Genomic DNA, 26,983 nt, shown 5'->3' with positions numbered 1-26,983 from the left:
GGCGCTTGCTACGACGCGCCATGCTTCGCCAGACCCTCCGCCGCAACGATGCCGGTGCCGACGGCGCACCCGCCGCCATTACGGCCAGCCTGTCGCGGATGCGGCCGCGCATGCTGCGGATCGACTATCATGCGTCGGGCGGCGCGGGGCACATCGCGCTGCCTTTGCGCGAGCAGGAGGCCGGAGCGCGCACCGACGGATTGTGGCAGCGGACCTGCTTCGAGCTGTTCGTGCGGCCGGGCGACGGCCCTGGCTATTACGAGTTCAACTTCTCGCCTTCGGCGGCATGGGCGGCCTATCGGTTCGACGGGTATCGCGCGGGGATGGCGGCGCTGGAGCCGCTCGCCGCGCCGCAGATCGACCTGATGCTTCGCCCGCCGTTCGATTCGACCAAGCCGCAGCCGATCCGCAGCCGGGCGGAAGCGAAGCGGGACGCGAGGGAGCATCTGTGGGTGCAGGTGACGCTCGATCTGGAGCGGCTGCACGCGCTGCCGGTCGACGTGCCGTGGCATGTCGGGCTTTCCGCCGTGATCGAGGAGAAATCAGGAGCGAAATCCCATTGGGCGCTGGCGCATCCCGAAGGCGCTCCCGATTTCCACGATCCGGCTTGCTTCGCGCTCCAACTCCCGGCAGCACGGCCGGCATGAACTTCGGTATCGACCGGCTGCTCGCCGACCCCGAGCTTCGCAAGCCCCTTGAGGGCAAGCGCGTCGCGCTGCTGGCGCACCCCGCATCGGTGACGGCGAACCTCACGCATTCGCTCGACGCGCTGAGGACGGCGGGCGTGAACGTGACCGCCGCTTTCGGACCGCAGCACGGACTGCGCGGCGACAAGCAGGACAATATGATGGAATCGCCGGATTTCGACGATCCGGTTCACGGCATTCCGGTGTTCAGCCTGTATGGCGAAGTGCGGCGGCCGACCGCAGGCTCGATGGCGCGCTTCGACGTGCTGCTGGTCGACCTGCAGGATCTGGGCTGCCGCATCTACACCTTCATCACGACACTGCTCTACGCGCTGGAAGCGGCGGCGGAACACGGCAAGCCGGTGTGGGTGCTCGACCGGCCGAACCCGGCGGGCCGGCCGGTGGAGGGGCTGACGCTGCGCCCCGGCTGGGAGAGCTTCGTCGGCGCCGGGCCGATGCCGATGCGGCACGGGATGACGCTGGGCGAGATGGGGGCGTGGTTCGTCGACCGGTTCAAGCTCGACCTCGACTATCGCGTGATCGACATGGAAGGCTATGCGCCCGCCGCCGGGCCGGGGCACGGTTGGCCGCTCGACGAGCGGGTGTGGATCAATCCCAGTCCCAACGCGCCCAATCTCAACATGGCGCGGGCTTATGCCGGGACGGTGATGCTGGAGGGTACGACGCTGAGCGAGGGGCGGGGCACGACCCGGCCGCTAGAGCTGTTCGGCGCCCCCGATCTCGACGCGCGGGCGCTGATCGCGCAGATGCGCGCGCTGGCGCCCGAATGGCTGGAAGGCTGCACGCTGCGCGACGTGAGCTTCGAGCCGACCTTCCACAAGCATGCGGGGACGCTGTGCCACGGCGTCCACATCCATGCCGAAGGGCCGGGCTACGACCATGAGGCGTTCCGGCCCTGGCGGTTGCAGGCGCTGGCGTTCAAGGCGATCCGGCGGCTGTGGCCCGATTACGCGCTGTGGCGCGATTTTCCGTATGAATATGAATTCGACAAGCTGGCGATCGACGTGATCAACGGCGGGCCCGCGCTGCGCGAATGGGTGGACGATCCCGCCGCGGCTCCGGGCGATCTCGATGCGCTGACGGCGCCCGACGAAGAGGCGTGGGAAGAGGAGCGGCTGCCGTATCTGCGCTACTGATCCCTCCGGCCGGCTTTGCATCGGCGCGCGAAGGATTTAGGGGCGTTCCATGCTGGTTGGCCTGATCTTCGCGACCGACGACGCCTCCGATCGCCCGGGGGTGCTCGCGGCGACGCTGCCGTTCGGCGGCATGACCCTGCTCGAATATCAGGTGCGGCTGCTGATCGGTGCGGGCGCCGAGCAGATACTGGTGGCGGTGGCGCGGGTGACTCCCGCGCTGCTGGCGGCGGTATCGCGTGCGGGGAAGCGCGGCGCGAGCGTCGAGATCGTCCGCTCGGCCGAGGAAGCGGCGGGGAAGGTGCATCCGCTGGCACGGGTGCTCGTGCTCGCCGATAGCCTGGTGACGAGCGATCCGGTGATCGATCGCATGGCGGGCGACGGCGCCGAGGCGCTGCTGGTGACCGACGATTTCAATTCGCCCGCTGCGGTCGAGCGGCTCGACATGAAGGATTGCTGGGCCGGTGTCGCCCGCGTTCCGGCGCATCATCTGGGCGCGATCGCACGCATGCCCGACGATTGGGACTTCCAATCGGCGCTGTTACGCGCGGCGGTGCAGGCACGCGCCGAGCATGTGCCGCTGACGCCCGGATGGATTCGCGGCGGCCACGCGGTGGTGCGCAATGCCGAAGTGCTCGCATCCCGCAGCAATGCAGTGCTCGCGGCGCTGACCGAACGGCGGCCGACCTGGGCGGACCGCTGGATCTTCACGCGAATGGCGCGGCTCGCCCTGCCGGCGCTGGTCGCGCGCGGCGTGCCCGGGCTGGCGCTGCTGGGCGGGGGAAGTCTGGTGGGGCTGGGGGCGCTCGGCACGATCCTGTTCGGGTTCGACGGGGCGGGGCTGGTCGTGGCGCTGATCGCGGCGGCAGTGCTGGCGACCGGATCTGCGATGGCGGCGCTGCGCGGCGAGGAGCGGCGGGCGCGCCTGTTCGAAGGGCTGATCGGATTGTTGGCGGGAGCGGCGATGCTGTTGACCGGATGGACGGCGACGTCCGCCACGGCTGCGGCGACGCCGATGCTGCTCGCGCTGTTCGCCGTGGCGGCCCATTTGCTGGCCGAGCGCAGCGGCGCGCGACACCGCCGCTGGTGGGGAAGCCCGACGGCCTATCTGCTGTTGTTGACGCCCTTCGGCTTCGCCGATCTGCCGGTCGCCGGGCTGGGGCTGCTCGCCGCCTATGCCTTCGCCACGCTCGCCGCGGCGGTTGAGGCAATTCGCGAAAAGGCTTAGTCTCCTTTTAAGGACACTTCCGCTATTCGAGGGTCATGTCGGACAATCCCGTCGACATGCGCGATGGCGCCACCATCGGCGCCAACGAGCTGCTCGCGCGCGCGGCGGCTGAGGATTTGCGCGCCTTTCGCGCGTTGACGGTGGCTGTGGACGATTTCTTTCTTCCTGAAGAATCACGGCTGGACGAGCGGACGCGATCGGCGCTCGGCGGATTGCTGCGCAATCTGGTCGAGACGGTGGAAAGCGAAGTGCGCGAGCACGCGGTTCGGCTGCTTTCCGCGCGGAATGCGGCCGATCAGGCGGAGGGGCTCGCAGGCGAGGAATCGCAGGTGCTCGCCCGGCTGATGCGATCCGGGCTGCTGCGCGATTCGGAGCTGATGGCCGAGCTGATGGCCCGCGTCCGCCAGGAGCTGATCGGATCTGCGCTGCCGATGCATGCGCCCGACGATCCCGAGCGGCCGAGCCTGATCAACCGCTATATCCAGCATCCCGATCGGGTGCTGGCGACCGGGGCGATGGCAGTGATGATCGCAGAAAGTCGGCGGCGCGGGAGTCCCGAATCGGGACAGCTGGCGCAGAGCGACCTGCCCGCCGAGCTGCACCACCGGCTCGTCTGGTGGATCGCGGCGGCACTGCGCGAGCGGGTCGCCGGCCAAGCCGGCGAGGCCACGATCGACCTCGACCGCGCGCTGATCGACGCGGCGCAACGCAGCCTTTCCGCCTATGACGAAGGCGATCGGCTGGAGGCGGCGGCGATGCGCTTTGCCGGCGCGATCGAAGCCCAGCCGCAGGAGCTGCCGCAGCTGCTGGTCGAATCGCTGAATGACCGCCGGATCGTGCTGTTCACCGCGCTGCTCGCCGATGCGCTGGGCATCGGATACGAGCTGGCGCGCGAAATGGTGCTCGATCCCGCCGCCGACCGGCTGTGGCTGGCGCTGCGCGCGCTTGATCTCGGCCGCGATCCGATCGCCCAGATCGGCTATGCGCTTTGCGAAGGCGATCCGCGCCGCGACCTCGAGGCGTTTGCCGACACGCTGGATACGATCGCTTCGATCTCGGCCGACGCGGCGCGCGAGGCACTGGCTCCGCTGAAGCTGCATCCCGACTATCGCGCCGCGCTGCAGGCGCTGGAGCGAACGGAGAAGGCGCCGTGAACGCGATCGATCCTGCGCCTCCCATCGCAATCGGGCGAGTCGATGCCAAGGGGCGGCTGCTCGATGCCGAATCGCGCCTGGCCGAACTCAACGCGCGTGCCGGCGGCGCGCCGGGCAAACCGCTCGCGGTGCCGCAGATCGCGACGCTCGCCCGGCTCGCGCAGCGGCTGGGCATCGCCATTTCGCGCCATGTGATCGCCGCCGACGGCGAGGACGATCTCGAGCTATGGGTCCGCGCGGAGCCCGAGGAGGGCGGCGTGCGGCTGGAAGTGAGCGGATGGCGCCCGCGGGCGGCGTGGCGCGCCCCGGCCTCCGAGCCCGAGCGCGACAGCGATTTCTTCCGTTCGGCTGCCGATTTTCTGTGGGAGACCGATGCGTCGCTGCGGATCACCTATCTCTCGATCGAGGCAGGTGCGCGCTATGGCTTCGATTCGAGCGGAATGCTGGGCCAGCCGCTGACCCGGTTGTTCGCGCTGGCCGAGGACGAGAGCGGCGAACTGCCGATTCTCGGCGCGGTGGCGGCGCAGGCGCGGTTCGACGGGCAGAAGGCGGAGATTCGCGGCACCGGGCGGATGGTGCGGCTCGATGCGACGCCGCGCACCGATCCGGGCGGGCGCTTTGCCGGCTTCGTCGGCGCGGCGCACCTGCTGGAGACGGCGCCGGAGCGGCCGAAAGTAGATGCGCCGGTTCCGGCTGCGCCGTTCGGCGGCTTCCCCGATTCGTTCAGCCAGCGGCTCGACCGCGCGCTGCGCGGACCGCTGGGGCGGATCATCGCCAACGCCGATTCGATCAGCGCCCAGACCGAGGGACCGCTGCGCGCCGATTACGCGGAATATGCAGGCGATATCGCCAGTGCGGGCCGGCATCTGCTGGGGCTCGTCGACGATCTGGTCGACCTGCAGGCGATCGAGCGCCCCGAATTCGAGACCGCGGCCGAGCCGCTCGACCTTGCCGATGTCGCGCGGCGGGCGGGCGGGCTGCTCGCGGTGCGCGCGGCGCAGGCCGATGTGCGGATCGACAAGCCCTATGCCAACGAAACCCTGCCGGTGACGGGCGAATTCCGCCGTGCGCTGCAGGTGCTGGTGAACCTGATCGGCAATGCGGTGCGCTATTCGCCGCAGGGCGGGATGGTGTGGATCCGGCTGGAGCGCGAGGGCGACATGGGCTGCGTGATCGTGGCCGATCAGGGCAAGGGCATCGCCGCCGAGGATCAGGCGCGCATCTTCGAGAAGTTCGGCCGAGTGGACCCGAGCGAGCCCGGCGGCAGCGGCCTGGGGCTCTACATCGCCCGGCGGCTGGCGCGCGCGATGGGCGGCGACATCACCGTAGACAGTGCTCCGGGGCAGGGCGCACGGTTCGTCTTCACGCTTCCTTACCGGGAGGAGTAGCCCGGGAGCGGCGGCGGGAGCGGCCATCCTCTGCCCGCCGATTACGGGCGTTATTCGGCTTCGCCGCTTGCTTTGTCTTTCCGGCGCGACGCCCTCCGATCCTGCTTCGTCGGCGCGAGGCGTGCGCCCGCCACGACGATCGCGCTGACCACCGCCAGAATCGCGCCGCGCGCGACCCAGTCGGAGTCGCCGATCATCACGCTGTCAGTGGGCACGCGGAGGATGCCCGCGCCCTGGAGAAGGAATGCCACCCCGGCGAGGAAGCCGAGTATGCCGGCGAAGATCAGGATATTCTGGCGCATAGGGGAACTCCGATGCCTGGCTGCGGTTAGACCTCCGTTGGCGGCGCAGTTCAAGCCGGTCCGACGTCGCGGGCTACTGCGGCCACCGTCCGCACTCCCGATTGACCCGTCATCGGCAATTCGCTAATGCGAGGCGATCGCAATAGAGGGGCCGATGTACGCATTTCTCGACCAACCCGTACAGGAGCTCGAATCGCCCTATGGGGCTCTTCTCGAAGCGAGCCGGACCTGGGTGCATCATGCCAGCACCGGCCGCTGCGCCTGTGCGGCCCTCGCGTGGCGCTTCGAGCAAGCGGGCGCGCCGGAGGCGGCACGCGATTTCGTGATGGCGATGCAGCTGCTCAATCGCGAAGGGCTGGCGAAGCTGCACTTCGGCCCTCCGGGGTTCGGCTCCGTGCGCGACGACGAAGCACGGTTGCTCGTATTGTTTGCGGCGGGACTTGCAGGTACGCCCGCGCGCGTGCACCGGCTTGCAGCGACATTGGTACGCGAAGACGCGGTGCGGACGCTGGCGATCGCCGTCGAGCAAGTCGCGCTGCGTCTTTCAAATGGCATTTTCCTGGAGCGTGATCGTTGAATTTTCATGCCAGCGCGCCCGCGCTGATCCCCGAGCACAGCAGTTTTCAGACCGTCGCCGTCAAATGGGTGCGCCACTGGAACGAGCATCTGTTCAGCTTCGCAATCGAGCGGCCGGCCTCGTTCCGGTTTCGGTCGGGCGAGTTCGTGATGATCGGCCTGCCCGGCGACGAGGGCAAGCCGATCATGCGCGCCTATTCGATCGCCAGCCCGAATTATGCCGAGGAGCTGGAGTTCCTGTCGATCAAGGTGCCCGACGGGCCGCTGACGTCGAAGCTGCAGCGGATTCGTCCCGGCGATCAGATGTATCTGGCGCGCAAACCCACCGGCACGCTGGTGTGCGATGCGCTGCTGGGCGGCCAGCGGCTTTGGATGCTCTCCACCGGCACCGGCCTTGCCCCGTTCCTCAGCCTGGCGCGCGATCCCGAAGTCTATGAGCGGTTCGGGCAAGTGATCGTGGTGCACGGCGTGCGACGCGTGAGCGATCTTGCCTGGCGCGAGGAGCTGACCGCGCAGCTGGCGGGCGACCCGCTGGTGGGCGATCAGGCGCTGCTGCAGTTCCATTACATCCCGACGGTGACGCGGGAGCCGTTCATGACCAGCGGCCGGATTCCCGAGCTGATCGCCGATGAGCGGCTGTTCGCGCCGCCGGTGCTGGGGCCGCGGCACTTCGACCCGGAAATCGACCGAGTGATGCTGTGCGGATCGACGGCGATGCTGAAGGAGACCGCGGCACTGCTCGAGGCGGCAGGGCTGGAGGAAGGTTCGAACGCCTCGCCGGGCAGCTATGTGATCGAGCGCGCCTTCGTCGGCTGAAGCACGCGCGGACTGGCAAAAGGGGGAGGGGGCGGGCGCCTCGGGGTCCGCCCCCTTTATGCCTCAGCGCTTGTCGGCGGGGACGTAGTCGCGCTGCGTCGGGCCGGTGTAGAGCTGGCGCGGACGGCCGATCTTCTGCTCGGGATCCGAGATCATCTCGTTCCACTGCGCCACCCAGCCGACGGTGCGGGCGAGCGCGAACAGCGCCGTGAACATCGTCGTCGGGAAACCGATCGCCGACAGGATCACGCCCGAATAGAAATCGACGTTCGGGAACAGCTTCTTCTCGACGAAATAATCGTCCTTGAGCGCCATTTCCTCGAGCTGGAGCGCGACGTCGAACAGCGGATCGGTGACGTTGAGCGCGCCGAGAACCTCGCGCACCGTCTTCTGCATCACGGTCGCGCGCGGATCATAGTTTTTGTAGACGCGATGGCCGAAGCCCATCAGGCGGAATGGATCGTTCTTGTCCTTGGCGCGCGCGATATATTCGGGAATCCGCTCGGGGCGGCCGATCTCGCGCAGCATGTTGAGCGCGGCTTCGTTCGCGCCGCCATGCGCCGGGCCCCACAGGCATGCGATGCCGGCGGCGATGCACGCGAAGGGATTGGCGCCTGAAGAGCCGGCGAGCCGCACGGTCGAGGTCGAAGCGTTCTGCTCGTGATCGGCGTGCAGGATGAAGATGCGATCGAGCGCGCGCTCGACCACCGGGTTCACTTCATATTCCTCGGCCGGGACGCCGAAGGTCATGCGCAGGAAATTGCCCGTGTAGCTGAGCGAATTGTCCGGATAGAGGAACGGCTGACCGATCGAATATTTATACGCCATCGCCGCGATCGTCGGCATCTTGGCGATCAGCCGGTGGCTGGCGACCATCCGCTGGTGCGGATCGGTGATGTCGGTCGAATCATGGTAGAAGGCGGAAAGCGCGCCGACCACGCCGCACATGATCGCCATCGGGTGCGCGTCGCGGCGGAAACCGCGATAGAAGGTCATCAGCTGCTCGTGCAGCATGGTGTGGCGGGTGATCGTCCAGCTGAACTTGTCGAGCTCGTCCTTCGACGGGAGCTCGCCGTTCAGGAGGAGATAGGAGACCTCCATGAAGCTGGAGTGCTCGGCCAGCTGACCGATCGGATAGCCGCGGTGGAGCAGCACGCCCTCGCCGCCGTCGATATAGGTGAGGCCGCTCTCGCAGCTGGCGGTCGAGGTGAAGCCGGGATCATAGGTGAACGTGCCGGTCTTGGCATAGAGCTTGCGGATGTCGACCACGTCCGGGCCGACGCTGCCCTTCAGGATCGGATAGTCGGTATCGTTCCCGGCAGCGTGGAGCTTCGCGGTGTCGGTCATCCCAATGTCCTTTCGTTCAACCTTCGGCGGGCACGGCCATCTGATCGGCGATCCGTCCCAGGCTTTCCTCGCGCCCCAGCAGAACCAGGACGTCGAAGATCCCCGGCGACGTGCGGCGCCCCGTAAGGGCTGCCCGGAGCGGCTGCGCGACTGCGCCCAGCTTCACCCCCGCTTCTTCCGCGACGTGCCGTACCCGTGCTTCGAGTGTCTCCGTATCCCACGATCCGGCCGCGTCAAGCGCGGCATGAACGCGGGAGAGGAGCATGCGTGCCTCGCCCTCTAGCAGAGCGGCCGCGGACTCGTCCATTTCCAGTGGGCGACTGCGAAACAGGAACTGGGTTCCCTCCGCCAACTCCAGCAGATTTGCGGCGCGCGGCTTCAGCGCGGGCATGCTGCTGCGCAGAAGATCGCGCTGATCGGCAGTGACTTCGAACGGCAGCCGGGCGGCGACGAGATCGGCGAGCCGAGCATCGTTGGCCTCACGGATATAATGGCCGTTGAGGTTCTCGAGCTTCTTCAGATCGAACCGGGCTGGCGAACGGCCGACGCCTTCCAGGCTGAACCATTCGATCGCCTGCTCGTGGCGGATGATCTCCGCGTCGCCATGACCCCAGCCGAGCCGGAGCAGATAATTGGACAGCGCCTCGGGAAGGATGCCGAGTTCGTCGCGATAGGCATCGACGCCCAGCGCGCCGTGCCGCTTGGAGAGCTTGGCCCCGTCCGCCCCGTGGATCAGCGGGACATGCGCATAGACCGGTTCGGGCCAGCCCATCGCACGGAGCAGCGCGAGCTGGCGGAAGGCATTGTTGAAATGATCGTCGCCGCGAATGACGTGGGTGACGCCCATGTCGTGATCGTCGACGACCACGGCGAGCATATAGGTGGGCGTGCCATCCGAGCGGAGCAGGACGAAATCGTCGAGCTCGGCATTCTGGACGGTGACCGATCCCTGGACGCGATCGTCGATGGTGGTGGCGCCCTGCTGCGGCGCCTTCAGCCGGACGACGAACGGCTTGTCGCCGCCCTCGGCCGTATCGCGGTCGCGCCAGGGCGAGCGGATGCGGAACGGCTGTTTCGACGCCTGCGCCTCGGCGCGCATCGCGTCCAGCTCTTCCTGCGACAGATAGCAGCGATAGGCGTGGCCACTCTCGAGCAGCTGACGCGCGACTTCGGCATGACGATCGGCGCGGGCGAACTGGAAGACGGGTTCGTCGTCCCAGTCGAGCCCGAGCCAGCGCATGCCGTCGAGGATCGCGTCGATCGCCGGCTGAGTGGAGCGCGCGCGATCGGTATCCTCGATGCGCAGCAGGAATTTGCCGCCGTGGTGGCGGGCGAAAAGCAGATTGAACAGCGCGGTACGCGCGCCGCCGATATGCAGAAACCCGGTGGGCGAGGGGGCGAATCGCGTGACGACCCGTCCGCCCTCCGGCGATGCGCCGGTTGCTTCGCCCGTTTCAGACCTTGCGCTCAATCGCGCCTGCTCCCAAGCTGGAAATTGGATGGCCAGTTCAGCCGGGCACGCCCCTAGCACGGGCTTTCCGCCGCTTCAAATCGCGGCGGGAGCGCCATTGGCGCGGGCGCGCGGCGCGATCGAACACTGGCTCGAGGCCGAGCGCGACCAGTTGCCGCTCTGGATTCCCGTCGCGATCGGCGCGGGCGTGAGCGCCTGGTTCGTGTTGCCCGATCCGGCGCGATGGACCGGCTTCGCGCTCGCGGCGGCGGCAGTCGCGCTGCTCGCTGCGGCCGGCTCCGCAGCGGGACGTGGCGGACGGTGGCTGGCGATTCTCGCGATGCTTGCGGCGCTCGGATGCGGGTTGATGTGGTGGCGCGCCGAGCATGTGGCGGCTCCGGTGCTGACGCGGCCCGGCGTCGCAACGATCCTCGGCACTGTCGAGCGAGTCGAGCCGCTGCCCGCGCGGGAGCTGGTGCGCGTTCGGATCGCAACCGGCGGCGCCGACGGGCTTCCGCCGCATGTGCGCGTCAATCTGGCCGAAAAGGACGTCCCGGACGGGCTGACGCGCGGCGCGACCGTGCGGCTGCGCGCCTGGCTGATGCCGCCGCCGCCGGCCGCGGTGCCCGGCGCCTATGACTTCGCGCGGGCGGCATGGTTCGACGGGCTGGGCGCGACCGGGCGCGGCTTCGCGCCCGTGGAGGTGCTTGCCCCGGGCGACGCGCCCGGAGCCGACCTGCGCGCCCGCCTTTCGGCGCACGTCCAGTCGCGGATCGACGGGAGCGCCGGCGCGATCGCCGCGACGCTGGCGACCGGCGACCGAGGCGGCATCGCCGAGGAGGATGCCGAGGCGATGCGGCGCTCGGGCCTGGCGCATCTGCTTTCGATCAGCGGATTGCACGTCACGGCGGTGACGGGCGCGGCGATGCTGCTGGTGCTCAAGCTGCTGGCACTGAGCCCTTGGGCGGCGCGGACCGGGCGGCTTCCGCTGGTGGCGGCCGGGGCGGGCGCGGCAGCCGCGGTCGGCTATACGGTGCTCACCGGCGCCGAGGTGCCGACGATCCGGTCGTGCGCCGCCGCGCTGCTGGTTCTGCTGGCGCTGAGCCTCGGGCGCGAAGCCATCACGCTGCGGCTGGTCGCGGCGGGCGCGACCTTCGTTCTGCTGATGTGGCCCGAGACGCTGGCCGGGCCGAGTTTCCAGCTGAGCTTTGCCGCCGTGACCGCAATCGTCGCGCTGCACGAAAGCAGGCGGGTTCGCGGGTGGTTCGCACGCCGCGAGGAGCCGTGGTGGCGGCGGCTGATGCGCGGCATGCTCGCGCTGCTGCTCACGGGAATCGTCGTCGAAGTGACGTTGATCCCCATCGCGCTTTTTCACTTCCACAAGGCCGGGCTGTACGGCGCGCTGGCGAACATCGTCGCGATCCCGCTCACCACCTTCGTCATCATGCCGATCGAGGCGCTGGCGCTCGTTTTCGACCTCGCCGGGTTGGGCGTGCCACTGTGGTGGATCGCCGGGTTCGCGCTCGAAGGCTTGCTCTGGCTCGCGCACACGACTGCCAACGCGCCCGGTTCGGTCGCGGCGCTGCCGGCGATGCCGCAGAGTGCGTTCGGGCTGGTCGTGCTGGGCGGACTGTGGATCGCACTATGGCGGACGCGGGCGCGGCTGCTCGGGCTCGTTCCGCTGACGGCGGGCGCGCTGTGGACGCTGGCGCCGCCGCCGCCGGATCTGCTCGTCACCGGCGACGGACGGCATCTGGCGCTTCGCACTGCGGGTGGCGGCATGGCGCTGCTGCGGGACCGGGCGGGGGACTATGTTCGCACCACTCTGGGCGAGAATGGCGGGGTGGAAGAGGATCTTGCTGCGCTCGCCGAACAGCCGAGCGCACGATGCAGCGCGGATCTGTGCATCGCCGATGTGCGCCAGGGCGGGCGGAACTGGCGAATCGTGGCCACGCGCAGCGCCTATTATGTTCCGATCGGAGAGTTGGTGGCGCTGTGCCGTACCGCCGATGTGGTGGTGAGCGACCGGCGACTGCCGCGCACCTGCACACCGCGCTGGTTGAAGCTCGACCGTGCTACACTCGCGCGGACCGGCGGCGTGAGCATCACCTTCGCGACGGAACGAGTGGCGACCGTGGTGCCGCCAGGCGATCGCCATCCCTGGCAGATGCGATCGGCCGCCGCCGGTTTCTGAACGCCCGGGTCTCGCGGCAGCAATACGGGCGGGGATGCTATTGCTGGGTAGTGTAGCGCGGACGCTAGCGCGAGCGCGTGCAGCGGCCGTCCGCCGAATGTGCGGTCAGCCGCCGACGGCGTCCAGCGCAAGGTGGAGCGCCTCGCCGAAGGCGACTCCCAGCGCAAAGATCAGAATGCCGCCAACGATCGCCAGCAACGTGACTTCACCGCTGTTGCGCGCGGCCAGGAATTGTTCGATCCGATTCATGCAAGGCGCCTCCTTCGCTCCATCAGATGGGGGTCCGCCCATCCGAATGGAACCGAAGAAGCTGGTCAGTAGCGCCGCAGCAGCCCCGCCAACCGCCCCTGCACGCGGATCTGATCGGGACGGTAGCGCTGCGCGTCATAGGTGCGGTTCGCAGGATCGAGCCGGATCATCGCGCCTTCGCGGCGGAAATATTTCAGCGTCGCTTCGGCATCGTCGATAAGCGCGACCACGATCTCGCCGTCTCGGGCAACGTCGGTACGCCGGATCAGCGCATAATCGCCATCGAGAATGCCGGCATCGACCATCGAATCGCCCGCGACTTCGAGCGCATAATGCTCGCCCGAGCCGAGCAGCGCGGCAGGCACCGGCAGCATCGTCGAGCCTTCGAGCGCCTCGATCGGAGTACCCGCGGCGATCCGGCCATGGAGCGGGATCTCGACCACGTCGTTCGCGGGTTCGGGCGCCGGACGCGGCGCCGCACGCGCTGCCGTGATCGGCACGACTTCGCCGCGCGAGCCGCCCTTCACCTCGCCGCGCTCGGGCACTTTCAGCACCTCGAGCGCGCGGGCGCGGTTCGGCAGGCGACGGAGGAAGCCGCGCTCCTCGAGCGCCGAGATCAGCCGGTGAACGCCGGACTTCGACTTGAGATCGAGCGCGTCCTTCATTTCCTCGAAGGAAGGCGACACGCCGGTTTCATTGAGGCGATCAGCGATGAAGCAGATAAGCTCGTGCTGCTTGCGCGTGAGCATGGTTCGTCTCCGTCAGAACAGACGCGGAACGTTTAAGCAACACGTTTCGCCAAGTCAAGCGAGGTCTAGGATTTCCACCGAGTCGCCCCGTTCCGCCGCGGGAACATGCGGTGGACGCACGATCAGGCAGCTGGCGCGCGCGAGCGTGCGCAGCATCCCGCTGTCCTGCACCGTGGACGCGAATGCGGCGCCGTCGCGCAGTTCGGCGCGCAGATAATCGGCACGCGGGCCATTTGCCGGCAGCGGCTCGCCGAGCGGCACGCGGCGCGGGCGCACTCCGGGCTCGGCAGCGCCGGAGAGATGCGCGACGAGCGGGCGGACGAACAGCAACCCCGTGACGAAGGCGGAGACCGGATTGCCCGGTAATCCGAGCACGACCGCGCCGCCGAGCCTGCCCGCCATCATCGGCTTGCCGGGGCGCAGCGCGATGCGCCAGAAGTCGATGGTCGCACCCGCGGCTTCGAGGGCGGGCCGGACCAGATCATGGTCGCCAACCGATGCGCCGCCGCTGGTGACGATCACATCGGCATCCACCTCGCGGAACGCGGCGACAAGCGCGTCCATCCGATCGGGCAGGATGCCGAGATCGATCGGATCGACCGGAAGATCGGCGAGCTGCGCGGCGAGCATCAGCCGGTTGGTTTCGGGCAGCTGCGCTACGCCCACGGCGGCGCCGGGCGGCACCAGCTCGTCGCCGGTGGCGGCAATGGCGACGCGCACACGTCGGCGGACCGGCAGCGCCCCGTGCCCGGCAGTACCTGCCAGGGCGAGCCGGGCGGGAGTGAGGCGATCGCCGGCGGAGATCAGCCGGTCGCCTTCGGCAAAGTCGAGCCCGCGGCGGCGGACGTTCCGGCCGCGATGGGCGGGCCCCTCGCCAGCCAGCCGGAGCGCCTCGCCGTCGCGCGCGGCTTCCTCCTGAACGAGCACTGTATCGGTGCCGGTCGGCAGCGGTGCGCCCGTGAAGATCCGCACTGCCTCGCCCGGCTCCACCGTACCTCCAAAGGGCCGCCCGGCCGCGCTCTCGCCGATCACGCTCCAGGGGCCGGGAAGATCGGCGAAGCGGATCGCATAGCCGTCCATCGCCGAGAGATCGGAGGAAGGCTGCGTCCGCCGCGCGGCGATGTCCTCGGCGACCCAGCGCCCGGCGGCGCTGGCGAGCGGAACCGCTTCGACGGCAAGGGGCGATGCGAGCGCCAGCAGGCGCGCAAGCGCCTCATCGACAGGAAGGAGCGGTGCGGTCATGCCCGTCGTCCTACGCCTCGGGCGGCGGGAGGTGTAGACCGGATCGAGCAGGTTTTCAGGCGCCTCACCAAAGCCTCAGCCTTTGCTCATGACGTGCAGCCCCGTGGCAGGTCAGGAGAGCGGCTCACCAGATCACGGGAGATGAAGCAATGACGGCGGATCAAATGGCGCGGAGCGATGGACGCTTGTGGAACGCGGTGCGCGTGCTCGGCTGGGGCGGACTGGTCGCGCTCCTGCTGCTGCCGCTGGTGGCGATGCAGTTCACTGATGAGGTCGACTGGACGCCGGGGGACTTCATCGTCGCCGGCGTGATGCTCGGCAGCGTCGGGGCGGGGTTCGAGCTCGCGGCGCGGGCCCGCAGCTGGGCCTATCGCGGCGCGGCAGCGGCGGCGATCGTGGCGGCGTTCCTGCTGACGTGGAGCAACCTTGCGGTCGGCTTCATCGGCGATGGTGACCACCCGGTGAATCTGTTGTGTTTCGGCATCGTGCTCGCGGCGCTGCTCGGCGGACTGCTGGTGCGGTTTCGCGCCGCGGGAATGGCGATGGTGATGCTGGCGCCGGCGGCGGGGCAGGTGGTGCTCGGCGCAGTGGCCTTCGCCGGCGGGGAAACTGCCGCGGGCCGGGCGGCGGTGCTGCTCACCGGGCTATGGCTGGCTTCGGCCTTGCTGTTCCGGCGCGCAGCGCGGGGCTGAGCCTCACGCCTTCCAGTCGCCGGACTTGCCGCCGGTCTTCGAAAGGAGGCGCACCTGCTCGATCGTCATGGCCTTATCGACCGACTTGGCCATGTCGTAGAGCGTGAGGAGTGCGACCGACACCGCGGTGAGCGCCTCCATCTCTACTCCGGTCTTGCCCTCGGTGGCGGCAGTCGCGGTGGCAGTGACGCCGCGGTCGTCCGGCGCAAGATCGAGCGTGACCTTCGTGAGCGGCAGCGGATGGCACAGCGGGATGAGATCGGCGGTCTTCTTGGCCGCCATGATCCCGGCGATGCGCGCCACGGCGAGCACGTCGCCCTTGCCGACAGTGCCGGCGCGGATCGCGGCAGCGGCTTGCGCCGACATTGCGATCCGCCCGCTGGCCACGGCTTCGCGTGCGGTGGCGGCCTTGCCGCCGACATCGACCATCCGCGCCGCGCCGGCTTCGTCGAGATGCGTGAGGTCGCTCATCCGATCAACTCGCGAGTCGCGGCTTCGACATCGTCCTGGCGCATCAGCGCTTCGCCGATCAGGAAGCAGCGGACGCCATGTTCGGCCATCGCGTCGAGATCGGCACGGCTGGTGAGGCCGCTCTCGGCAACAAAGGTGCAATCGGCGGGTGCGCGCCCGACGAGCTCGTAGGTGCGCTGAAAATCGACGCTGAAATCCTTGAGATTGCGATTATTGACGCCGATCAACCGCGACTTCAGTTGCAGCGCGCGATCGAGTTCGGCCGCGTCGTGCACCTCTACCAGCACGTCCATGTCCTGCTCGATCGCTGCGGCCTCGATCTCGGCCATCTGCACGTTGTCGAGCGCGGCGACGATGATCAGGATGCAGTCGGCGCCGATCGCGCGCGATTCGATCGCCTGCCAGGGATCGACCATGAAGTCCTTGCGGAGCACCGGAAGCGCGCATGCGGCGCGGGCGGCCATCAGATAGTCGTCATGGCCCTGGAACCAGCGTTCGTCGGTAAGCACCGACAGGCAGGCGGCGCCTCCGGCGGCATAGGCGCGGGCATGGGCGGGCGGATCGAAATCCGGCCGGATCAGGCCCTTCGAGGGGCTGGCCTTCTTCACCTCGGCGATCAGCGCATGGCCGCCCGCCGCCGCGCGCGCGTCGAGCGCCGCACGGAAGCCGCGAGGGGCGGTCTGCCCGGCGATATGCGCATCGAGTTCGGCGCGGCTCGTGCGCGCCTTGCGCCCGGCGACTTCGTCGCGCTTGGCTTCGAGAATCCGGTCCAGCATGGTGCTCATGGAAAGGCGATCCAGCAGTCGAGAAGCGCCTTGGCAAGCCCCGCGTCGAGCGCTTCGCCGGCCGCCTCGGCGCCATCGGTCAGGCGGTCCGAATGACCGGCCACGACCAGCGCCGCGGCGGCGTTGAGGAGCACCGCGTCGCGATAGGCGCCATGCTCGCCTTCGAGCAGGCGGCGGAGCGCGGCGGCGTTCTCGGCGGGCGCACCGCCGCGGATCGCGGCGAGCGGATGGCGCGGAAGGCCGGCGTCCTCGGGCGCGATCCGCGCGGGCAGCGCGACGCAGCCGATGCTGACGGCGATGCTCGGGCCGGCGCAGGAGAGTTCGTCGAGCGATTCCGCGCCCGAGACGACGGCCGCTCCCTCGCTGCCGAGTTGCTCCAGCGCCTCGGCGTAGATCGGTGCATAGTCGGGCCGGGCGATTCCGATCAGCTGGCGCCGCACCCGTGCCGGATTAGCGAGCGGGCCCATCAGGTTGAAAATGGTGCGCCGGCCGATGCGCTTGCGGATCGGAGCGATGCGGGCGAGCGCCGGATGATGTTTCTGCGCGAAGAGGAAGGCGATGCCGAGATCGGCAAGCGTCGCCTCCGCATTGGCGGCGGCGCGATCGAGATCGAGGCCGAGCGCCTCGAGCACGTCGGCCGCGCCCGATTTCGAACTGGCGGCACGATTACCGTGCTTGGCGACGGGAACGCCGCAGGCAGCGACCACCAGGCTGACGGCAGTGGACACGTTGAGCGTGTGATGCCCGTCGCCGCCGGTGCCGCAGACGTCGATCGCGCCGGCCGGGGCAGCGACGGGAATCAGCCGGGCGCGCATCGCGCGCGCGGCCTCGGCGATCTCGACGCTGGTCTCGCCGCGCTCGGTGAGGCCGATCAGAAACGCTTCGATCGCCGCGTCGGCGGCCCTTCCGTCGAGGATGTCGGCGAACGCCTGCGCCGCGCTTTCGCGCGCAAGCGGAGTCGCGGGATCGGGGAGGGCGGCGACGGTCGTCACGCGACCAGCGCCGGTTGCTGCACCGGAATGCCGGCAATCCGCAGGAAATTGGCGAGCATGGCATGGCCATGTTCGGTGGCGATGCTCTCGGGGTGGAACTGGACGCCGTGGATCGGCAGCTCGGCATGGGCGAAAGCCATCACCGAGGCATCGTCGGCGGTCGCGTTGACGCGCAGTACCTCGGGCACGTCGGTGACGATGAGCGAATGGTAGCGAGTCGCGATGAAGGGCGAGGGCAGGCCGTCGAACAGGCCGGTGCCGTCATGTTCGACCGGGCAGGTCTTGCCGTGCATCAGCCCGCCGCGAACGACCCGGCCGCCGAAATGCTGGCCGATCGCCTGATGCCCGAGACACACTCCCAGCAGCGGCTTGCGCGCCTCGGCACAGGCGGCAACGAGATCGAGGCTCGATCCCGCCTCATTGGGCGTGCAAGGGCCGGGGGAGATGAGAAAAGCGTCGGCGCCGGTCGCCAGCGCCTCGGCGCCGGTCAGGGCGTCGTTGCGCTCGACCCGGACCTCGGCGCCGAGCTCCATCAGATAATGGACCAGGTTCCAGGTGAAGCTGTCGTAATTGTCGAGAACGAGGATCATGGCGCTGCGCTACCGGCTTTGCAGCGCGACGACAATCGGGCCGAGCGGAACGCCCGGATCGCGGCGGCGGCCCTCCGGATACCACAGCCGCGAGACGGCGCCATCGAGATAGAGCGCGTTCGGGCAATCGAGCCGGTCGCGGAACAGGCGCGCGAAGCGGCCGAAGGACACCGGTTCGCCGCTGATCGCGAACCACGCGTTGCCCTTCGCGTCGACGCCGACTCCGTTGCGAATGCGCAGCGAGCGCCCGTTCGGCGCGAAGTCGGGATGGAGCGCCCCGTCGATCACCAGCATCGGGCCCGATTGCGTGGCGAACGACAGATCCTCGGGACCGCGCTCGGCGAATTCGCTGGTGGGGGTGACGTGCCAGCCGTCGGGATTGCCCCAGAAGACGCCGTTGGGAAGCATGTGGAAATTGCCGGGGCCGGGGTTCCGATTGAGCGCCTTCGCTTCTCGGCCGCGCTCGACATAGAGTCCGATCGGCCGGCCGCGCGCATCGTACATGCCGGCGTTCATCGCGAAGGCGACACGGGTGCGGTCGGCGCCGAGATGCGTCTCCAGCCGATCGAAGTCGCGCAGCGGCGCTCCGGCGGAATCGAGGCTGGCGAGGCGGAGGTCGTGCCTGCCCGGCTGCGTCCGGCACACGGTGAAGTGATTGCCTTCGAAAGCGACCTCACGGCATGGCGGTTCCAGGCGTTCGGCCGACTGGGGGCCAGGTCCGCCGCAGGCTGCGAGCGCCAGCACGGCGAGGAATGCAAGGATACGCAACGACAACACGATGTCTGCCCTAGCGCCGCCACAGTCCAGCGCAACGTTCGCGGAGGGGCATTCGTTGGCTACGGGATATTGCGAAGCGCGGGGCCGTGCCTCGCCGGTGCACAGGAGAGACCATGATCACGATGATGCTTGCCGCCGCCGCAGCCGCGGCTTTTCCCGTGCAGGATGCGCCGCAGGATGCGGGCGCCGACGCCACCCGCATCCGCAGTGTGTTGCTCTATGGCGACGAGAGCTGTCCTCCGGCGACGAGCCCCGACGAGATCGTCGTGTGCACGCGCGCAGGCGAATCGCCCTACCGGATTCCCGAGCGGTTCCGCGAACAGCCGAGCGAGCGGCCGGCGAACACGAGCTGGGTACGGCGCGTGGAAATGATCGAGGAAGTCAATCGCGCGGGCCTGCCCAACAGCTGCTCCCCGATCGGCACGGGCGGACAGACCGGTTGCACGCAGGAGCAGATCCGGCAGTGGGCACAGGAGCGGCTGGAGGCGGAGGCGCGGCAGTCCCGAGTCCCCTGATCGCAGCCACCCGCCGGGCGTGGCCAGCGCGCACGGGAGCCGTGCGCTATTGGCCGTAGCCCGGCTCGGCCGCGCGCGCGATCGCCTCGCGCGCGGCGGCGAGCAGCGCGCCGGCCTTCGCTTCGCACTCGCGCTGCTCGTAGGCGGCGTCGCTGTCCGCCACGATGCCGGCGCCCGCCTGAACGTGCATCACGCCGTCCTTCACCAGCGCGGTGCGCAGGACGATGCAGCTGTCCATCGATCCGTCGGGCGAAAAATAGCCCACGCCGCCCGCATAGGGGCCGCGGGTCTCGGGTTCGAGTTCGGCGATGATCTCGCACGCGCGCACCTTGGGCGCACCCGAGACCGTGCCGGCTGGGAAACCGGCGAACAGCGCATCCAGCGCATCCGCGTCGCCGCGCAGCCGCCCCACGACGTTCGAGACGATGTGCATGACGTGGCTGTAGAATTCGACTGTAAACCGGTCTGTTACGCAAACCGATCCTGCTTCGGCCACCCGGCCTACATCGTTTCGGCCGAGGTCGAGCAGCATCAGATGCTCGGCGCATTCCTTCGGATCGGCGAGCAGCGCGCTGCGGTTCGCCTCGTCCTCGCTGGCGGTTCGGCCGCGCGGACGGGTGCCCGCGATCGGACGGATGGTGACTTCGCCGTCGCGCGCGCGGACGAGAATCTCGGGACTCGACCCGGTAAGGCTGAAGCCGGGCAGATCGAGATGATAGAGAAACGGCGAGGGATTCACGCGGCGGAGCGCGCGATACAGCTCGAACGGCGGCAGCGTGAAGGGCGCAGTGAAGCGCTGAGCGAGCACGACCTGGAAGATGTCGCCCGCGGCGATATAGTCCTTCGCCCGCGCGACCATCTCGGCATAGCGGCCGGGCGGCAGCTGTGGCTCGAGCGCCAGTTCGGTCGGCTCGGCGCGCGATCGCGGCGGAAGTGGAGTGGACTCGAGCCGGGCGATCGTGGCGTCGATACGCTCGGCGGCGGTCTCGATCACGGTGGCCGGATCCGTGTCCTCGCGCGGCCAGACCGGTGCTATGACGAACAGCGCATCGGCGAGACGATCGAAGATCAGCAACACCGTGGGGCGCACGAAGATCATGTCGGGCACGTCGACCGGATTGGCCGGCGGCCGCGGCAGACGTTCGATCAGCCCGACCGCCTCATAGCCGAAATAGCCGACCAGACAGGCGAGTGCGCGCGGCAGCTGGGGCGGTACGTCCATTCGGCAGCGCGCGACGAGCGACCGCAGCGCATCGAGCGCCGGTTCTTCGCAGGCAGCGAAGGCATCGCGGTGACTCGCCCAGGCGGCGTTGATCTCGGCACGGTTTCCCGCCGCGCGGAAGACCAGATCGGGATCAATGCCGATCAGGCTGTGCCGCCCGCGCACCGAGCCGCCCTCGACCGACTCGAGCAGGAAATCGCCGCGGCCCGGCTCGATCAGCTTGAGCGCGGCGGCAACCGGCGTTTCGGTATCGGCGACCAGCCGCCGCCACAGCAGCGCCGGTCGCCCCTCCTCGAGCGCGGCCCGCGCCGCCGTGGCTCCCTCGATCACCGGACGCTCAGCGCCCGGCGGTGCCGGTCGAGGCGAGGCTCTCGCGCAGCCGCTGCAGCGCCTCCGCGTCGCGCGTGACCCGAAGCTCGCCGCGCAGCGCTTCGACGAACTGCTGCGCGAGCTCCTGGCCGATCACGCCGCCGATACCGGCGCGGGTCTGCCGAAGAAGCTCTTCGTTGCCGCTCGCATCCGCTTCCTCGATCTCGTCGAGATGGACGACGTAGAAGCCCTGCCGGTTCTCGGCTTCGAGAAGCCGTGCGCGTCCTTCGCTCATGCTGAACATCAGCTGGAGCGGAGGCGGCACCTGTTCCTGGGCAGTGGCGAGCTGGGCGCGAGTCGTGTTGATCGGCTGCGGCGCGGGAAGGCCGCGCACGCCGGCCGCGGCAAGCGCCTGCTGCAGCGTCGAGCCGCGATTGACCGCCTGCACCACGTCACGGGCGACTTCGCGGGCGCGCTGCTGTGCCTTGTCGATCATGTAATCGCGGACGACGCGTTCGCGGATCGAGTCGAGCGGCCGCGCCGTCGGTGGGACGACGCGCTCGAGCGACACGAGTGCGAATTGCTCGGGCGAGATCGGCACGATTTGCGGCTCGTCGCCCACTTCGGCGAGATAGGCGGCGCGCAGGATCGGCTGGAGCATCTCGTTCGGCTCGGCATCGGGCGCGTCGGGATTGACGCCGCTGGGAAGCAGCGGCGGCGTGCGCTGCGCCTCGAGGTCATTGGCGGCGATCAGCTCGTCGAAGGTGCCGCCTTCGCCGATGCCTTCGTCGATGCTGCCGTGCACGTCCGCCATCAGCTGCGCGACCTTGCGCGCGCGAAGCTCCTCGACCAGCTCGTCGCGCGCCTGGGCGAGCGTACGGGCAGGGATCTGATCGACCGAATCGACCCGCAGGACATGCCAGCCGAGCGGCGACTGGACCGGACCGGCGACGCTGCCCTCGCTCGCCGAGAAGGCGGCCTGTGCAACGGCATCGGAAGTCTCGCCCGCAAGCGCCGCGCGCTCGACATCCTCGAAGGTGCGCGGTTCGAAACCGGCCGCGCTGGCCGCCGCGGCGAGCGACTGGCCGCCGCGAACCGCTTCCGCGAGCCGCTGCGCCGCAGTCTGATCGCCGACCACGACCTGCTGCACCGTGCGCGTCTCGCGAGCGGCGAAACGGTCACCCGCGCCGCGATACGCCTGGGCGATTTCGGCATCGGTGGGCGCGGCGCGCCCCTCGAGATCCTCCACCCCGACCGTCGCGTAGCGCACGACGCGACGCTCGGGCACAGTGTACTGCGCCCTGTTGCGCTGATAATATTGCGCCAGCTCCTCGTCGGTGGGCGTTTCGCCGGGGTTCATCGCCAGCGTCGGGATGAAGCCGATCGCGCCTTCGCGCCGCTCGAGCAGCAGCGAGGCATAGGGCAGCACCATTCCGGCCGGAATCTGACGCGCGCCGATGGTGGGATCGGTCAGCCAGTCGCCGAACCGGGCGTTCCGCAGATCCTGGCGCAGCGCGCGTTCGGAGATGCGCTCGCGATTGAGCACCGATTCGAACAGCTGCTGGTCGAAGCCGCCGGTCGGGCCCTGAAACGCCGGATTGCTCGCGATCATGCCGTCGACGATGCGGTCGCTCACGCGCATGCCGGTGCGCTCGCCGAACTCCTGGAGCACGGCGTTGTCGATCACCTGCTCGAGCGCATAATCGAGACCGCCGCCGGCAAGAAAGGTCTCCATGTCGAAGCTCTGGCCCTGGCGGCGCATGTTGTCGATCGCGATGTCGATGCGGTCACGTAGTTCCTGTTCGGTGATCTCGCGATCGCCCACCCGGGCGATCACTTCCCCCCCGCTGCTCGCGCCGACCGGGCGCGAGCCGGTGATATCGCCCGCCGCGAAGGCGATCGCGATCACGCCGAGCAGGACGAACACGGCGATCAGACCGACGCGCGATTTGGTGAGGTTGCGAATGAAACTGAGCATGGAACGCCGTTCGCTGGAGGAAGTGCGGCACCGCTTTAGGGCCGAGACCGTTACCCTTCAAGCTTGTGCGCCGCGCCTTGGCTGGTATCGGCAACGCGACACGAAACAGGGAGGATCGGCATGCGCCGCAAGTTCGTAGCGGGCAACTGGAAGATGAACGGGACGCGGGCGCAGCTCGCCGAGGTGCGAGCGATTGCGGAAGCCGCCGCGAAGCTGCCCCAGATCGACGCCGCGCTGTGCGTACCCTTCACGCTCATCGCCTCGGCGGCCGATGCGGCGGGCGCGATGCCGATCGGCGCGCAGGACGTCCACGAGGCGGAGAAGGGTGCGCATACCGGCTGCGTCTCGGCGGCGATGCTGGTCGAGGCAGGCGCGAAGCTGGCGATCGTCGGCCATTCGGAGCGCCGCGCCGACCAGAACGAGACCGGCCATGCCATTTGGGCGAAGGCGGCGGCGGCGCACAAGCAGGGGCTGGGCGTGATCCTGTGCGTCGGCGAGACCGAATCCGAGCGCGACGCCTGCCGTGCCGAGCGCGTGGTGCAGGCGCAGATCGAGGAGTCGCTGCCCGAGGATGCCGACGGCAGCTGGCTGACGCTCGCCTATGAGCCGCGCTGGGCGATCGGCACCGGCCGCACGCCGACACCCGAGGAGATCGAGGCAATTCATGCGGCGATCCGCCGGAAGCTGACCGACCTGATCGGCGATCGGGCAGATGGCGTCCGCATCCTCTACGGCGGATCGTTGAACGGCGCGAACGCGGCGGCGATCCTGGCGGTGGAAAATGTCGACGGCGGACTGATCGGCGGCGCGAGCCTGACTGCCGAAAAGTTCGTGCCGATCCTCGAAGCGGCGGCGGCGTCCTCGCGCTGAGCCTTCAGGGCACGCGACTGGTCGCGAGGCAGTTCTGGACGAGGCGGCTCGAGGTGCTGGTCGAGCAGTGATAGACCACGCCGCGCTGCTGATCGAGCAGGATGACTCCGTCGGCGACCAGTCCCACCGCAGCGAAGCGCGACGGCATCGACTGGGCGACTCCCGGGCCCGAGACGGCGACACCGATCAGCGCGACCGCCATCGCGGCGGCGCCCGCCTTCAATCCGAACGAAAACAGCCAGTGCATCGCACGTTCCTCCCTTTTTTGCGGGGAGGAACGTGATGCAGTGGAGCTTAGCGGGCGCTGAATGCCGGGGCGTCAGCCGCCGTAGCGGTCCTTCAGCACCTTCCAGGTGGCGCGTAGGCTGACTGCGTCGGCACCTTTCGGCCGACCGGGCTTCGCCGACTGGCGCCAGCAGAAGATGTCGTGATGCGCCCATTGCACGCCTTCGGGGACGAATCGGCGCAGGAACAGCGCGGCAGTGATCGCGCCGCCGAACGGGGTTCCCTCGGCCGCATTGACCATGTCGGCCACGTCCGATTTCAGCATCTCGTCATAGGGATCCCACAAGGGAAGGCGCCAGGCGGGATCGGCTTCGGCATCGGCGGCGGCGAGCAGCTCCTCGGCCAGCCCCTCGCTGTTGGCGAACAGGCCGGTGAGATCGGCGCCCAGCGCGACGCGCGCGGCGCCGGTGAGCGTCGCGAAGTCGAGCATCAGCTCGGGGTCCTTCTCCGCCGCCTTGGTGATCGCGTCGCCCAGGATCAGCCGGCCCTCGGCATCGGTATTCGAATTCTCGACCGTGAGGCCCTTGCGGGTCTGGAGCACGTCGCCCGGACGGAAGCTCTCGCCCGACACCGAATTCTCGACCGCCGGAACGAGCATGTGGAGCCGCACCGGAAGCTTGCGCGACATCACCAGCTCGGCGAGGCCGAGCGCATGGGCCGCGCCGCCCATATCCTTCTTCATCAGCCGCATGCCCGCGGCGGGCTTGATGTCGAGCCCGCCCGAATCGAATACCACGCCCTTACCGATAATCGCGATGCGCGGATGGGAGGGATCGCCCCATTCGATCTCGATCAGGCGCGGGTCGCGGCCCTTTCCGGCGGCCTTACCGACCGCGTGGATCATCGGATAGCCGCGTGCCAGTTCGTCGCCACGGGTCACCGTGAGCGTACCGCCATGAGCTTGCGCGATTTCCTCGGCAGCCGCCTCAAGCTCGGCGGGGCCAAGGTCGTTCGGGCCGAGATTGATCCAGTCGCGGACCTTGAAGGTGACTTCGGCGAGGCGAACCGTCTCGTCGATCTTCGCCGGCTCGCCGGTCAGCAGCACGCGCGGGCCGCTCGCCTTGTCCGACTTGCGATAGCGATCGAATCGATATTGCGCGGTCAGCCAGCCGTACATCGCCGGGCCGGGCTCGCGGCCCTCGACTCGGTAGCTGCCTTCGGGCAGCGTTTCGGCGAGTTTCGCCAGGCACCAGGGCGAGAGCTTCTCGACGTTGGCGACCACGGTGACCACCGACCAGTCCTCGGCGCCGTCGCCGGGCAGGATCGCGCTGGCATAGCCGGTTGGCTTCAGCTTCTGCGCCTCGGCGGCGGCGCGCGCGCGCGGCGGCTGGGCGGAGAGCCAGGCGTCGAAACCCTTGGCGTCGACGAGGTGGATGGTGCGGGCGGACTGGCCGCGATCGGGCTGCAGCAGGTTCGAAAGATCAGGCATGGCTGTGATCTAGGGGCGGGAAGGCGCTCCGCCTAGCCTGCATGTGCAGCCGCTGCGAAATTCCCCGGGAGCCGCTCGAGCAGAGAGTCGCGTCTGGACCGGCGGGCACGACTTCAGGAAGACGCCGGTCGGCGAAAAGTGATCGCCTATTCCTTGTCGGAATAGCCGGCGCCGGCGTCAGGCGTGGACGGGGGCGCCGTAGAGATCATGTTCGTCGGCATCTTCGACGACGACGCGAACGATGTCGCCCTGCGCCAGATGACCCGCGTCGCGGAGGAACACCTGGCCGTCGATCTCCGGCGCGTCGGCCTGGCTGCGCGCATTGGCGCCCCCTTCGGCATCGACTTCATCGACGATCACTTCAATCGTGCGGCCGACCTTGGCGGCGAGCTTGGCGGCGCTGATCGCCGCGGTCTTTTCCATCACGCGCGCGTAGCGTTCTTCCTTCACTTCCTCGGGAACGGGGTCGGGGAGCGCGTTGGCGCTCGCACCTTCCACCGGCTCGAAGCGGAACGCGCCGACGCGGTCGAGCTGGGCTTCATCGAGCCAGTCGAGCAGATATTCGAAATCCTCTTCGGTCTCGCCGGGAAAACCGACGACGAAGGTCGATCGGATCGCGATGTCGGGGCAGATGTCGCGCCACACGCGCAGCCGCTCGAGCACCTTCGCCTCGTTGGCCGGGCGGCGCATCGCGCGCAGCACGTTGCGGCTGGCGTGCTGGAACGGGATGTCGAGATAGGGGAGCACCAGCCCCTCGGCCATCAGCGGAATGACCTGATCGACGTGCGGGTAGGGATAGACATAGTGGAGCCGCACCCATGGCGCGATCCGGCCCAGCTCGCGCGCTAGATCGGTCATATGGGGCACGACCTCGGCTCCCTTCCACATCCGCGGTTCCTTGCGGATGTCGACGCCATAGGCCGAAGTGTCTTGGCTGATGACGAGCAGTTCCTTGGTCCCCGCCGCGACGAGCTTTTCCGCCTCGCGCAGGATCGCGTCGGGGCGGCGGCTGACGAGGTCGCCGCGGATCGCGGGGATGATGCAGAAGGCGCAGCGATGGTTGCAGCCCTCCGAAATCTTCAGATAGCTGTAGTGGCGCGGCGTGAGCTTGAGTCCGCTTTCGGGGACGAGATCGACAAAGGGCGAGGGGATCGGCGGGGCGTGTTCGTGCACCGCTTCGACCACCTGCTCATATTGATGCGCGCCGCTGATCGCGAGCACGTTCGGGAAGCGCGCGCGGATCGTCGCCGCCTCGTCGCCCATGCATCCGGTGACGATGACGCGGCCGTTCGCCGCGATTGCCTCGCCGATCGCCTCGAGGCTCTCTTCCTTCGCGCTGTCGAGAAAGCCGCAGGTGTTCACCAATACGACGTCGGCGCCGGCATAGTCGGCCGACAGGCCATAGCCTTCGGAGCGCAGCTTGGTGAGAATGCGCTCGCTGTCGACCAGATTCTTGGGACAGCCGAGCGACACCATGCCCACCTTGGGCGGTTCGGGGAGTCGCGTTGCCATGATTGGCGGGCGACATAGGGA

At 68.9% G+C, this 26,983-nt stretch carries 27 protein-coding genes; 11 read left to right on the top strand and 16 right to left on the bottom strand.

The features are described from left to right. The first annotated feature begins 20 nt into the window (after window positions 1–20). Genes H7V21_RS03770 through H7V21_RS03750 form a run of 5 tightly spaced genes read left to right on the top strand, consistent with a single transcriptional unit; the run spans window position 21 to window position 5,610 of the window. Window positions 21–647, top strand: coding sequence for a DOMON-like domain-containing protein (locus H7V21_RS03770; RefSeq protein ID WP_262503996.1), 627 nt, complete (start codon window positions 21–23; stop codon window positions 645–647). Further along, window positions 644–1,843 (top strand): exo-beta-N-acetylmuramidase NamZ domain-containing protein, encoded by a 1,200-nt coding sequence (locus tag H7V21_RS03765; RefSeq protein ID WP_188055424.1) that lies wholly within the window; start codon window positions 644–646, stop codon window positions 1,841–1,843. Before H7V21_RS03770 ends, H7V21_RS03765 begins: the two co-directional genes overlap by 4 nt. Window positions 1,844–1,892: 49 nt before the next feature. After that, a complete protein-coding gene (locus H7V21_RS03760) occupies window positions 1,893–3,068 on the top strand; it encodes a hypothetical protein (RefSeq protein WP_188055422.1) in 1,176 nt (391 codons plus the stop codon). Between the two features lie 35 nt (window positions 3,069–3,103). Further along, entirely contained in the window at window positions 3,104–4,222 is a 1,119-nt protein-coding gene (locus H7V21_RS03755) for a DUF2336 domain-containing protein (RefSeq protein ID WP_188055420.1), read from the top strand. After that, window positions 4,219–5,610, top strand: coding sequence for an ATP-binding protein (locus tag H7V21_RS03750; protein ID WP_188055417.1), 1,392 nt, complete (start codon window positions 4,219–4,221; stop codon window positions 5,608–5,610). Before H7V21_RS03755 ends, H7V21_RS03750 begins: the two co-directional genes overlap by 4 nt. 50 nt (window positions 5,611–5,660) lie before the next feature. Here H7V21_RS03750 and H7V21_RS03745 read toward each other — a convergent pair whose 3' ends face one another. Beyond that, window positions 5,661–5,912, bottom strand: coding sequence for a hypothetical protein (locus H7V21_RS03745; RefSeq protein ID WP_188055414.1), 252 nt, complete (start codon window positions 5,910–5,912; stop codon window positions 5,661–5,663). A gap of 154 nt (window positions 5,913–6,066) precedes the next feature. Here H7V21_RS03745 and H7V21_RS03740 point away from each other — a divergent pair, with 154 nt between their 5' ends. After that, window positions 6,067–6,489, top strand: a complete 423-nt coding sequence (locus H7V21_RS03740; RefSeq protein ID WP_188055411.1) for a hypothetical protein — start codon at window positions 6,067–6,069, stop codon at window positions 6,487–6,489. Next, a complete protein-coding gene (locus H7V21_RS03735) occupies window positions 6,486–7,304 on the top strand; it encodes a ferredoxin--NADP reductase (RefSeq protein ID WP_188055408.1) in 819 nt (272 codons plus the stop codon). Before H7V21_RS03740 ends, H7V21_RS03735 begins: the two co-directional genes overlap by 4 nt. A gap of 63 nt (window positions 7,305–7,367) precedes the next feature. Here the strand turns inward: H7V21_RS03735 and H7V21_RS03730 are convergent, their stop codons facing one another. Next, a complete protein-coding gene (locus H7V21_RS03730; protein WP_188055405.1) occupies window positions 7,368–8,651 on the bottom strand; it encodes a citrate synthase in 1,284 nt (427 codons plus the stop codon). Between the two features lie 16 nt (window positions 8,652–8,667). Then, window positions 8,668–10,122: a glutamate--tRNA ligase gene (gltX, locus tag H7V21_RS03725; RefSeq protein ID WP_188055402.1), complete on the bottom strand. Its 1,455-nt coding sequence runs from the start codon at window positions 10,120–10,122 to the stop codon at window positions 8,668–8,670. Between the two features lie 28 nt (window positions 10,123–10,150). On the opposite strand from gltX, the gene H7V21_RS03720 reads away from it, so the two are divergent. Then, on the top strand, window positions 10,151–12,295 hold the full coding sequence (locus H7V21_RS03720; RefSeq protein ID WP_188055399.1) for a ComEC/Rec2 family competence protein: 2,145 nt from the start codon (window positions 10,151–10,153) through the stop codon (window positions 12,293–12,295). A 105-nt stretch (window positions 12,296–12,400) separates the two neighbouring features. On the opposite strand, the gene H7V21_RS03715 is transcribed toward H7V21_RS03720, so the two are convergent. The 3 genes from H7V21_RS03715 to glp form a co-directional block, all read right to left on the bottom strand. Further along, complete coding sequence (locus H7V21_RS03715) at window positions 12,401–12,544, bottom strand: hypothetical protein (RefSeq protein ID WP_188055396.1); 144 nt, start codon at window positions 12,542–12,544, stop codon at window positions 12,401–12,403. A gap of 65 nt (window positions 12,545–12,609) precedes the next feature. Further along, complete coding sequence (gene lexA, locus H7V21_RS03710) at window positions 12,610–13,293, bottom strand: transcriptional repressor LexA (RefSeq protein WP_188055395.1); 684 nt, start codon at window positions 13,291–13,293, stop codon at window positions 12,610–12,612. A 54-nt stretch (window positions 13,294–13,347) separates the two neighbouring features. Further along, the gene (gene glp, locus H7V21_RS03705) at window positions 13,348–14,535 is read right to left on the bottom strand and encodes a gephyrin-like molybdotransferase Glp (RefSeq protein WP_188055393.1); all 1,188 of its coding nucleotides are present in this window, start codon (window positions 14,533–14,535) and stop codon (window positions 13,348–13,350) included. 149 nt (window positions 14,536–14,684) lie between these two features. On the opposite strand from glp, the gene H7V21_RS03700 reads away from it, so the two are divergent. Continuing rightward, a complete protein-coding gene (locus tag H7V21_RS03700; RefSeq protein WP_223177041.1) occupies window positions 14,685–15,227 on the top strand; it encodes a hypothetical protein in 543 nt (180 codons plus the stop codon). A 3-nt stretch (window positions 15,228–15,230) separates the two neighbouring features. Here H7V21_RS03700 and moaC read toward each other — a convergent pair whose 3' ends face one another. The 5 genes from moaC to H7V21_RS03675 are packed head-to-tail and all read right to left on the bottom strand — an operon-like array spanning window position 15,231 to window position 18,842. Then, the gene (gene moaC / locus H7V21_RS03695) at window positions 15,231–15,698 is read right to left on the bottom strand and encodes a cyclic pyranopterin monophosphate synthase MoaC (protein WP_188055392.1); all 468 of its coding nucleotides are present in this window, start codon (window positions 15,696–15,698) and stop codon (window positions 15,231–15,233) included. Further along, window positions 15,695–16,483, bottom strand: a complete 789-nt coding sequence (trpC, locus tag H7V21_RS03690; protein ID WP_188055389.1) for an indole-3-glycerol phosphate synthase TrpC — start codon at window positions 16,481–16,483, stop codon at window positions 15,695–15,697. Before trpC ends, moaC begins: the two co-directional genes overlap by 4 nt. Beyond that, window positions 16,480–17,475, bottom strand: coding sequence for an anthranilate phosphoribosyltransferase (gene trpD, locus H7V21_RS03685; RefSeq protein ID WP_188055387.1), 996 nt, complete (start codon window positions 17,473–17,475; stop codon window positions 16,480–16,482). Before trpD ends, trpC begins: the two co-directional genes overlap by 4 nt. Further along, complete coding sequence (locus tag H7V21_RS03680) at window positions 17,472–18,065, bottom strand: anthranilate synthase component II (RefSeq protein ID WP_188055384.1); 594 nt, start codon at window positions 18,063–18,065, stop codon at window positions 17,472–17,474. The genes trpD and H7V21_RS03680 overlap by 4 nt, the downstream gene beginning before the upstream one ends. 9 nt (window positions 18,066–18,074) lie before the next feature. Beyond that, entirely contained in the window at window positions 18,075–18,842 is a 768-nt protein-coding gene (locus H7V21_RS03675) for a phosphodiester glycosidase family protein (RefSeq protein ID WP_188055381.1), read from the bottom strand. A 113-nt stretch (window positions 18,843–18,955) separates the two neighbouring features. On the opposite strand from H7V21_RS03675, the gene H7V21_RS03670 reads away from it, so the two are divergent. Then, window positions 18,956–19,357, top strand: coding sequence for a hypothetical protein (locus H7V21_RS03670; protein ID WP_262503994.1), 402 nt, complete (start codon window positions 18,956–18,958; stop codon window positions 19,355–19,357). 46 nt (window positions 19,358–19,403) lie between these two features. Here the strand turns inward: H7V21_RS03670 and trpE are convergent, their stop codons facing one another. Both trpE and H7V21_RS03660 read right to left on the bottom strand, forming a co-directional pair. Further along, complete coding sequence (trpE, locus tag H7V21_RS03665; protein WP_188055380.1) at window positions 19,404–20,909, bottom strand: anthranilate synthase component I; 1,506 nt, start codon at window positions 20,907–20,909, stop codon at window positions 19,404–19,406. A 7-nt stretch (window positions 20,910–20,916) separates the two neighbouring features. Continuing rightward, on the bottom strand, window positions 20,917–22,866 hold the full coding sequence (locus H7V21_RS03660) for a peptidyl-prolyl cis-trans isomerase (RefSeq protein ID WP_188055377.1): 1,950 nt from the start codon (window positions 22,864–22,866) through the stop codon (window positions 20,917–20,919). Between the two features lie 120 nt (window positions 22,867–22,986). Here H7V21_RS03660 and tpiA point away from each other — a divergent pair, with 120 nt between their 5' ends. Then, window positions 22,987–23,736, top strand: coding sequence for a triose-phosphate isomerase (gene tpiA, locus H7V21_RS03655; RefSeq protein ID WP_188055374.1), 750 nt, complete (start codon window positions 22,987–22,989; stop codon window positions 23,734–23,736). 4 nt (window positions 23,737–23,740) lie between these two features. Here the strand turns inward: tpiA and H7V21_RS03650 are convergent, their stop codons facing one another. The 3 genes from H7V21_RS03650 to rimO all read right to left on the bottom strand — a co-directional run bounded on the left by H7V21_RS03650 (window position 23,741) and on the right by rimO (window position 26,962). After that, on the bottom strand, window positions 23,741–23,983 hold the full coding sequence (locus H7V21_RS03650; RefSeq protein WP_188055372.1) for a hypothetical protein: 243 nt from the start codon (window positions 23,981–23,983) through the stop codon (window positions 23,741–23,743). Between the two features lie 72 nt (window positions 23,984–24,055). Then, window positions 24,056–25,450: a leucyl aminopeptidase family protein gene (locus H7V21_RS03645; protein WP_188055369.1), complete on the bottom strand. Its 1,395-nt coding sequence runs from the start codon at window positions 25,448–25,450 to the stop codon at window positions 24,056–24,058. Window positions 25,451–25,627: 177 nt separating this feature from the next. After that, window positions 25,628–26,962, bottom strand: coding sequence for a 30S ribosomal protein S12 methylthiotransferase RimO (rimO, locus tag H7V21_RS03640; protein ID WP_188055368.1), 1,335 nt, complete (start codon window positions 26,960–26,962; stop codon window positions 25,628–25,630). Window positions 26,963–26,983 lie beyond the last annotated feature (21 nt).

The sequence above is a fragment of the Sphingosinithalassobacter sp. CS137 genome (genome assembly GCF_014334115.1).
GTDB lineage: Bacteria > Pseudomonadota > Alphaproteobacteria > Sphingomonadales > Sphingomonadaceae > Sphingomonas.
Note: the sequence above shows the minus strand (reverse complement) of the source record. Positions and strands in the feature narration are given on the sequence as shown.

What these genes read in the sequence shown, in the direction of transcription:
- H7V21_RS03770 (WP_262503996.1), top strand. Translation starts at nt 21, where the DNA reads ATGCTTCGCCAGACCCTCCGCCGCAACGATGCCGGTGCCGACGGCGCA.
- H7V21_RS03765 (WP_188055424.1), top strand. Translation starts at nt 644, where the DNA reads ATGAACTTCGGTATCGACCGGCTGCTCGCCGACCCCGAGCTTCGCAAG.
- H7V21_RS03760 (WP_188055422.1), top strand. Translation starts at nt 1,893, where the DNA reads ATGCTGGTTGGCCTGATCTTCGCGACCGACGACGCCTCCGATCGCCCG.
- H7V21_RS03755 (WP_188055420.1), top strand. Translation starts at nt 3,104, where the DNA reads ATGTCGGACAATCCCGTCGACATGCGCGATGGCGCCACCATCGGCGCC.
- H7V21_RS03745 (WP_188055414.1), bottom strand. Translation starts at nt 5,912, where the DNA reads ATGCGCCAGAATATCCTGATCTTCGCCGGCATACTCGGCTTCCTCGCC.
- H7V21_RS03740 (WP_188055411.1), top strand. Translation starts at nt 6,067, where the DNA reads ATGTACGCATTTCTCGACCAACCCGTACAGGAGCTCGAATCGCCCTAT.
- H7V21_RS03730 (WP_188055405.1), bottom strand. Translation starts at nt 8,651, where the DNA reads ATGACCGACACCGCGAAGCTCCACGCTGCCGGGAACGATACCGACTAT.
- H7V21_RS03720 (WP_188055399.1), top strand. Translation starts at nt 10,151, where the DNA reads ATGGCCAGTTCAGCCGGGCACGCCCCTAGCACGGGCTTTCCGCCGCTT.
- H7V21_RS03715 (WP_188055396.1), bottom strand. Translation starts at nt 12,544, where the DNA reads ATGAATCGGATCGAACAATTCCTGGCCGCGCGCAACAGCGGTGAAGTC.
- lexA (WP_188055395.1), bottom strand. Translation starts at nt 13,293, where the DNA reads ATGCTCACGCGCAAGCAGCACGAGCTTATCTGCTTCATCGCTGATCGC.
- glp (WP_188055393.1), bottom strand. Translation starts at nt 14,535, where the DNA reads ATGACCGCACCGCTCCTTCCTGTCGATGAGGCGCTTGCGCGCCTGCTG.
- H7V21_RS03700 (WP_223177041.1), top strand. Translation starts at nt 14,685, where the DNA reads ATGACGGCGGATCAAATGGCGCGGAGCGATGGACGCTTGTGGAACGCG.
- moaC (WP_188055392.1), bottom strand. Translation starts at nt 15,698, where the DNA reads ATGAGCGACCTCACGCATCTCGACGAAGCCGGCGCGGCGCGGATGGTC.
- trpC (WP_188055389.1), bottom strand. Translation starts at nt 16,483, where the DNA reads ATGAGCACCATGCTGGACCGGATTCTCGAAGCCAAGCGCGACGAAGTC.
- H7V21_RS03680 (WP_188055384.1), bottom strand. Translation starts at nt 18,065, where the DNA reads ATGATCCTCGTTCTCGACAATTACGACAGCTTCACCTGGAACCTGGTC.
- H7V21_RS03670 (WP_262503994.1), top strand. Translation starts at nt 18,956, where the DNA reads ATGATCACGATGATGCTTGCCGCCGCCGCAGCCGCGGCTTTTCCCGTG.
- H7V21_RS03660 (WP_188055377.1), bottom strand. Translation starts at nt 22,866, where the DNA reads ATGCTCAGTTTCATTCGCAACCTCACCAAATCGCGCGTCGGTCTGATC.
- tpiA (WP_188055374.1), top strand. Translation starts at nt 22,987, where the DNA reads ATGCGCCGCAAGTTCGTAGCGGGCAACTGGAAGATGAACGGGACGCGG.
- H7V21_RS03650 (WP_188055372.1), bottom strand. Translation starts at nt 23,983, where the DNA reads ATGCACTGGCTGTTTTCGTTCGGATTGAAGGCGGGCGCCGCCGCGATG.
- H7V21_RS03645 (WP_188055369.1), bottom strand. Translation starts at nt 25,450, where the DNA reads ATGCCTGATCTTTCGAACCTGCTGCAGCCCGATCGCGGCCAGTCCGCC.
- rimO (WP_188055368.1), bottom strand. Translation starts at nt 26,962, where the DNA reads ATGGCAACGCGACTCCCCGAACCGCCCAAGGTGGGCATGGTGTCGCTC.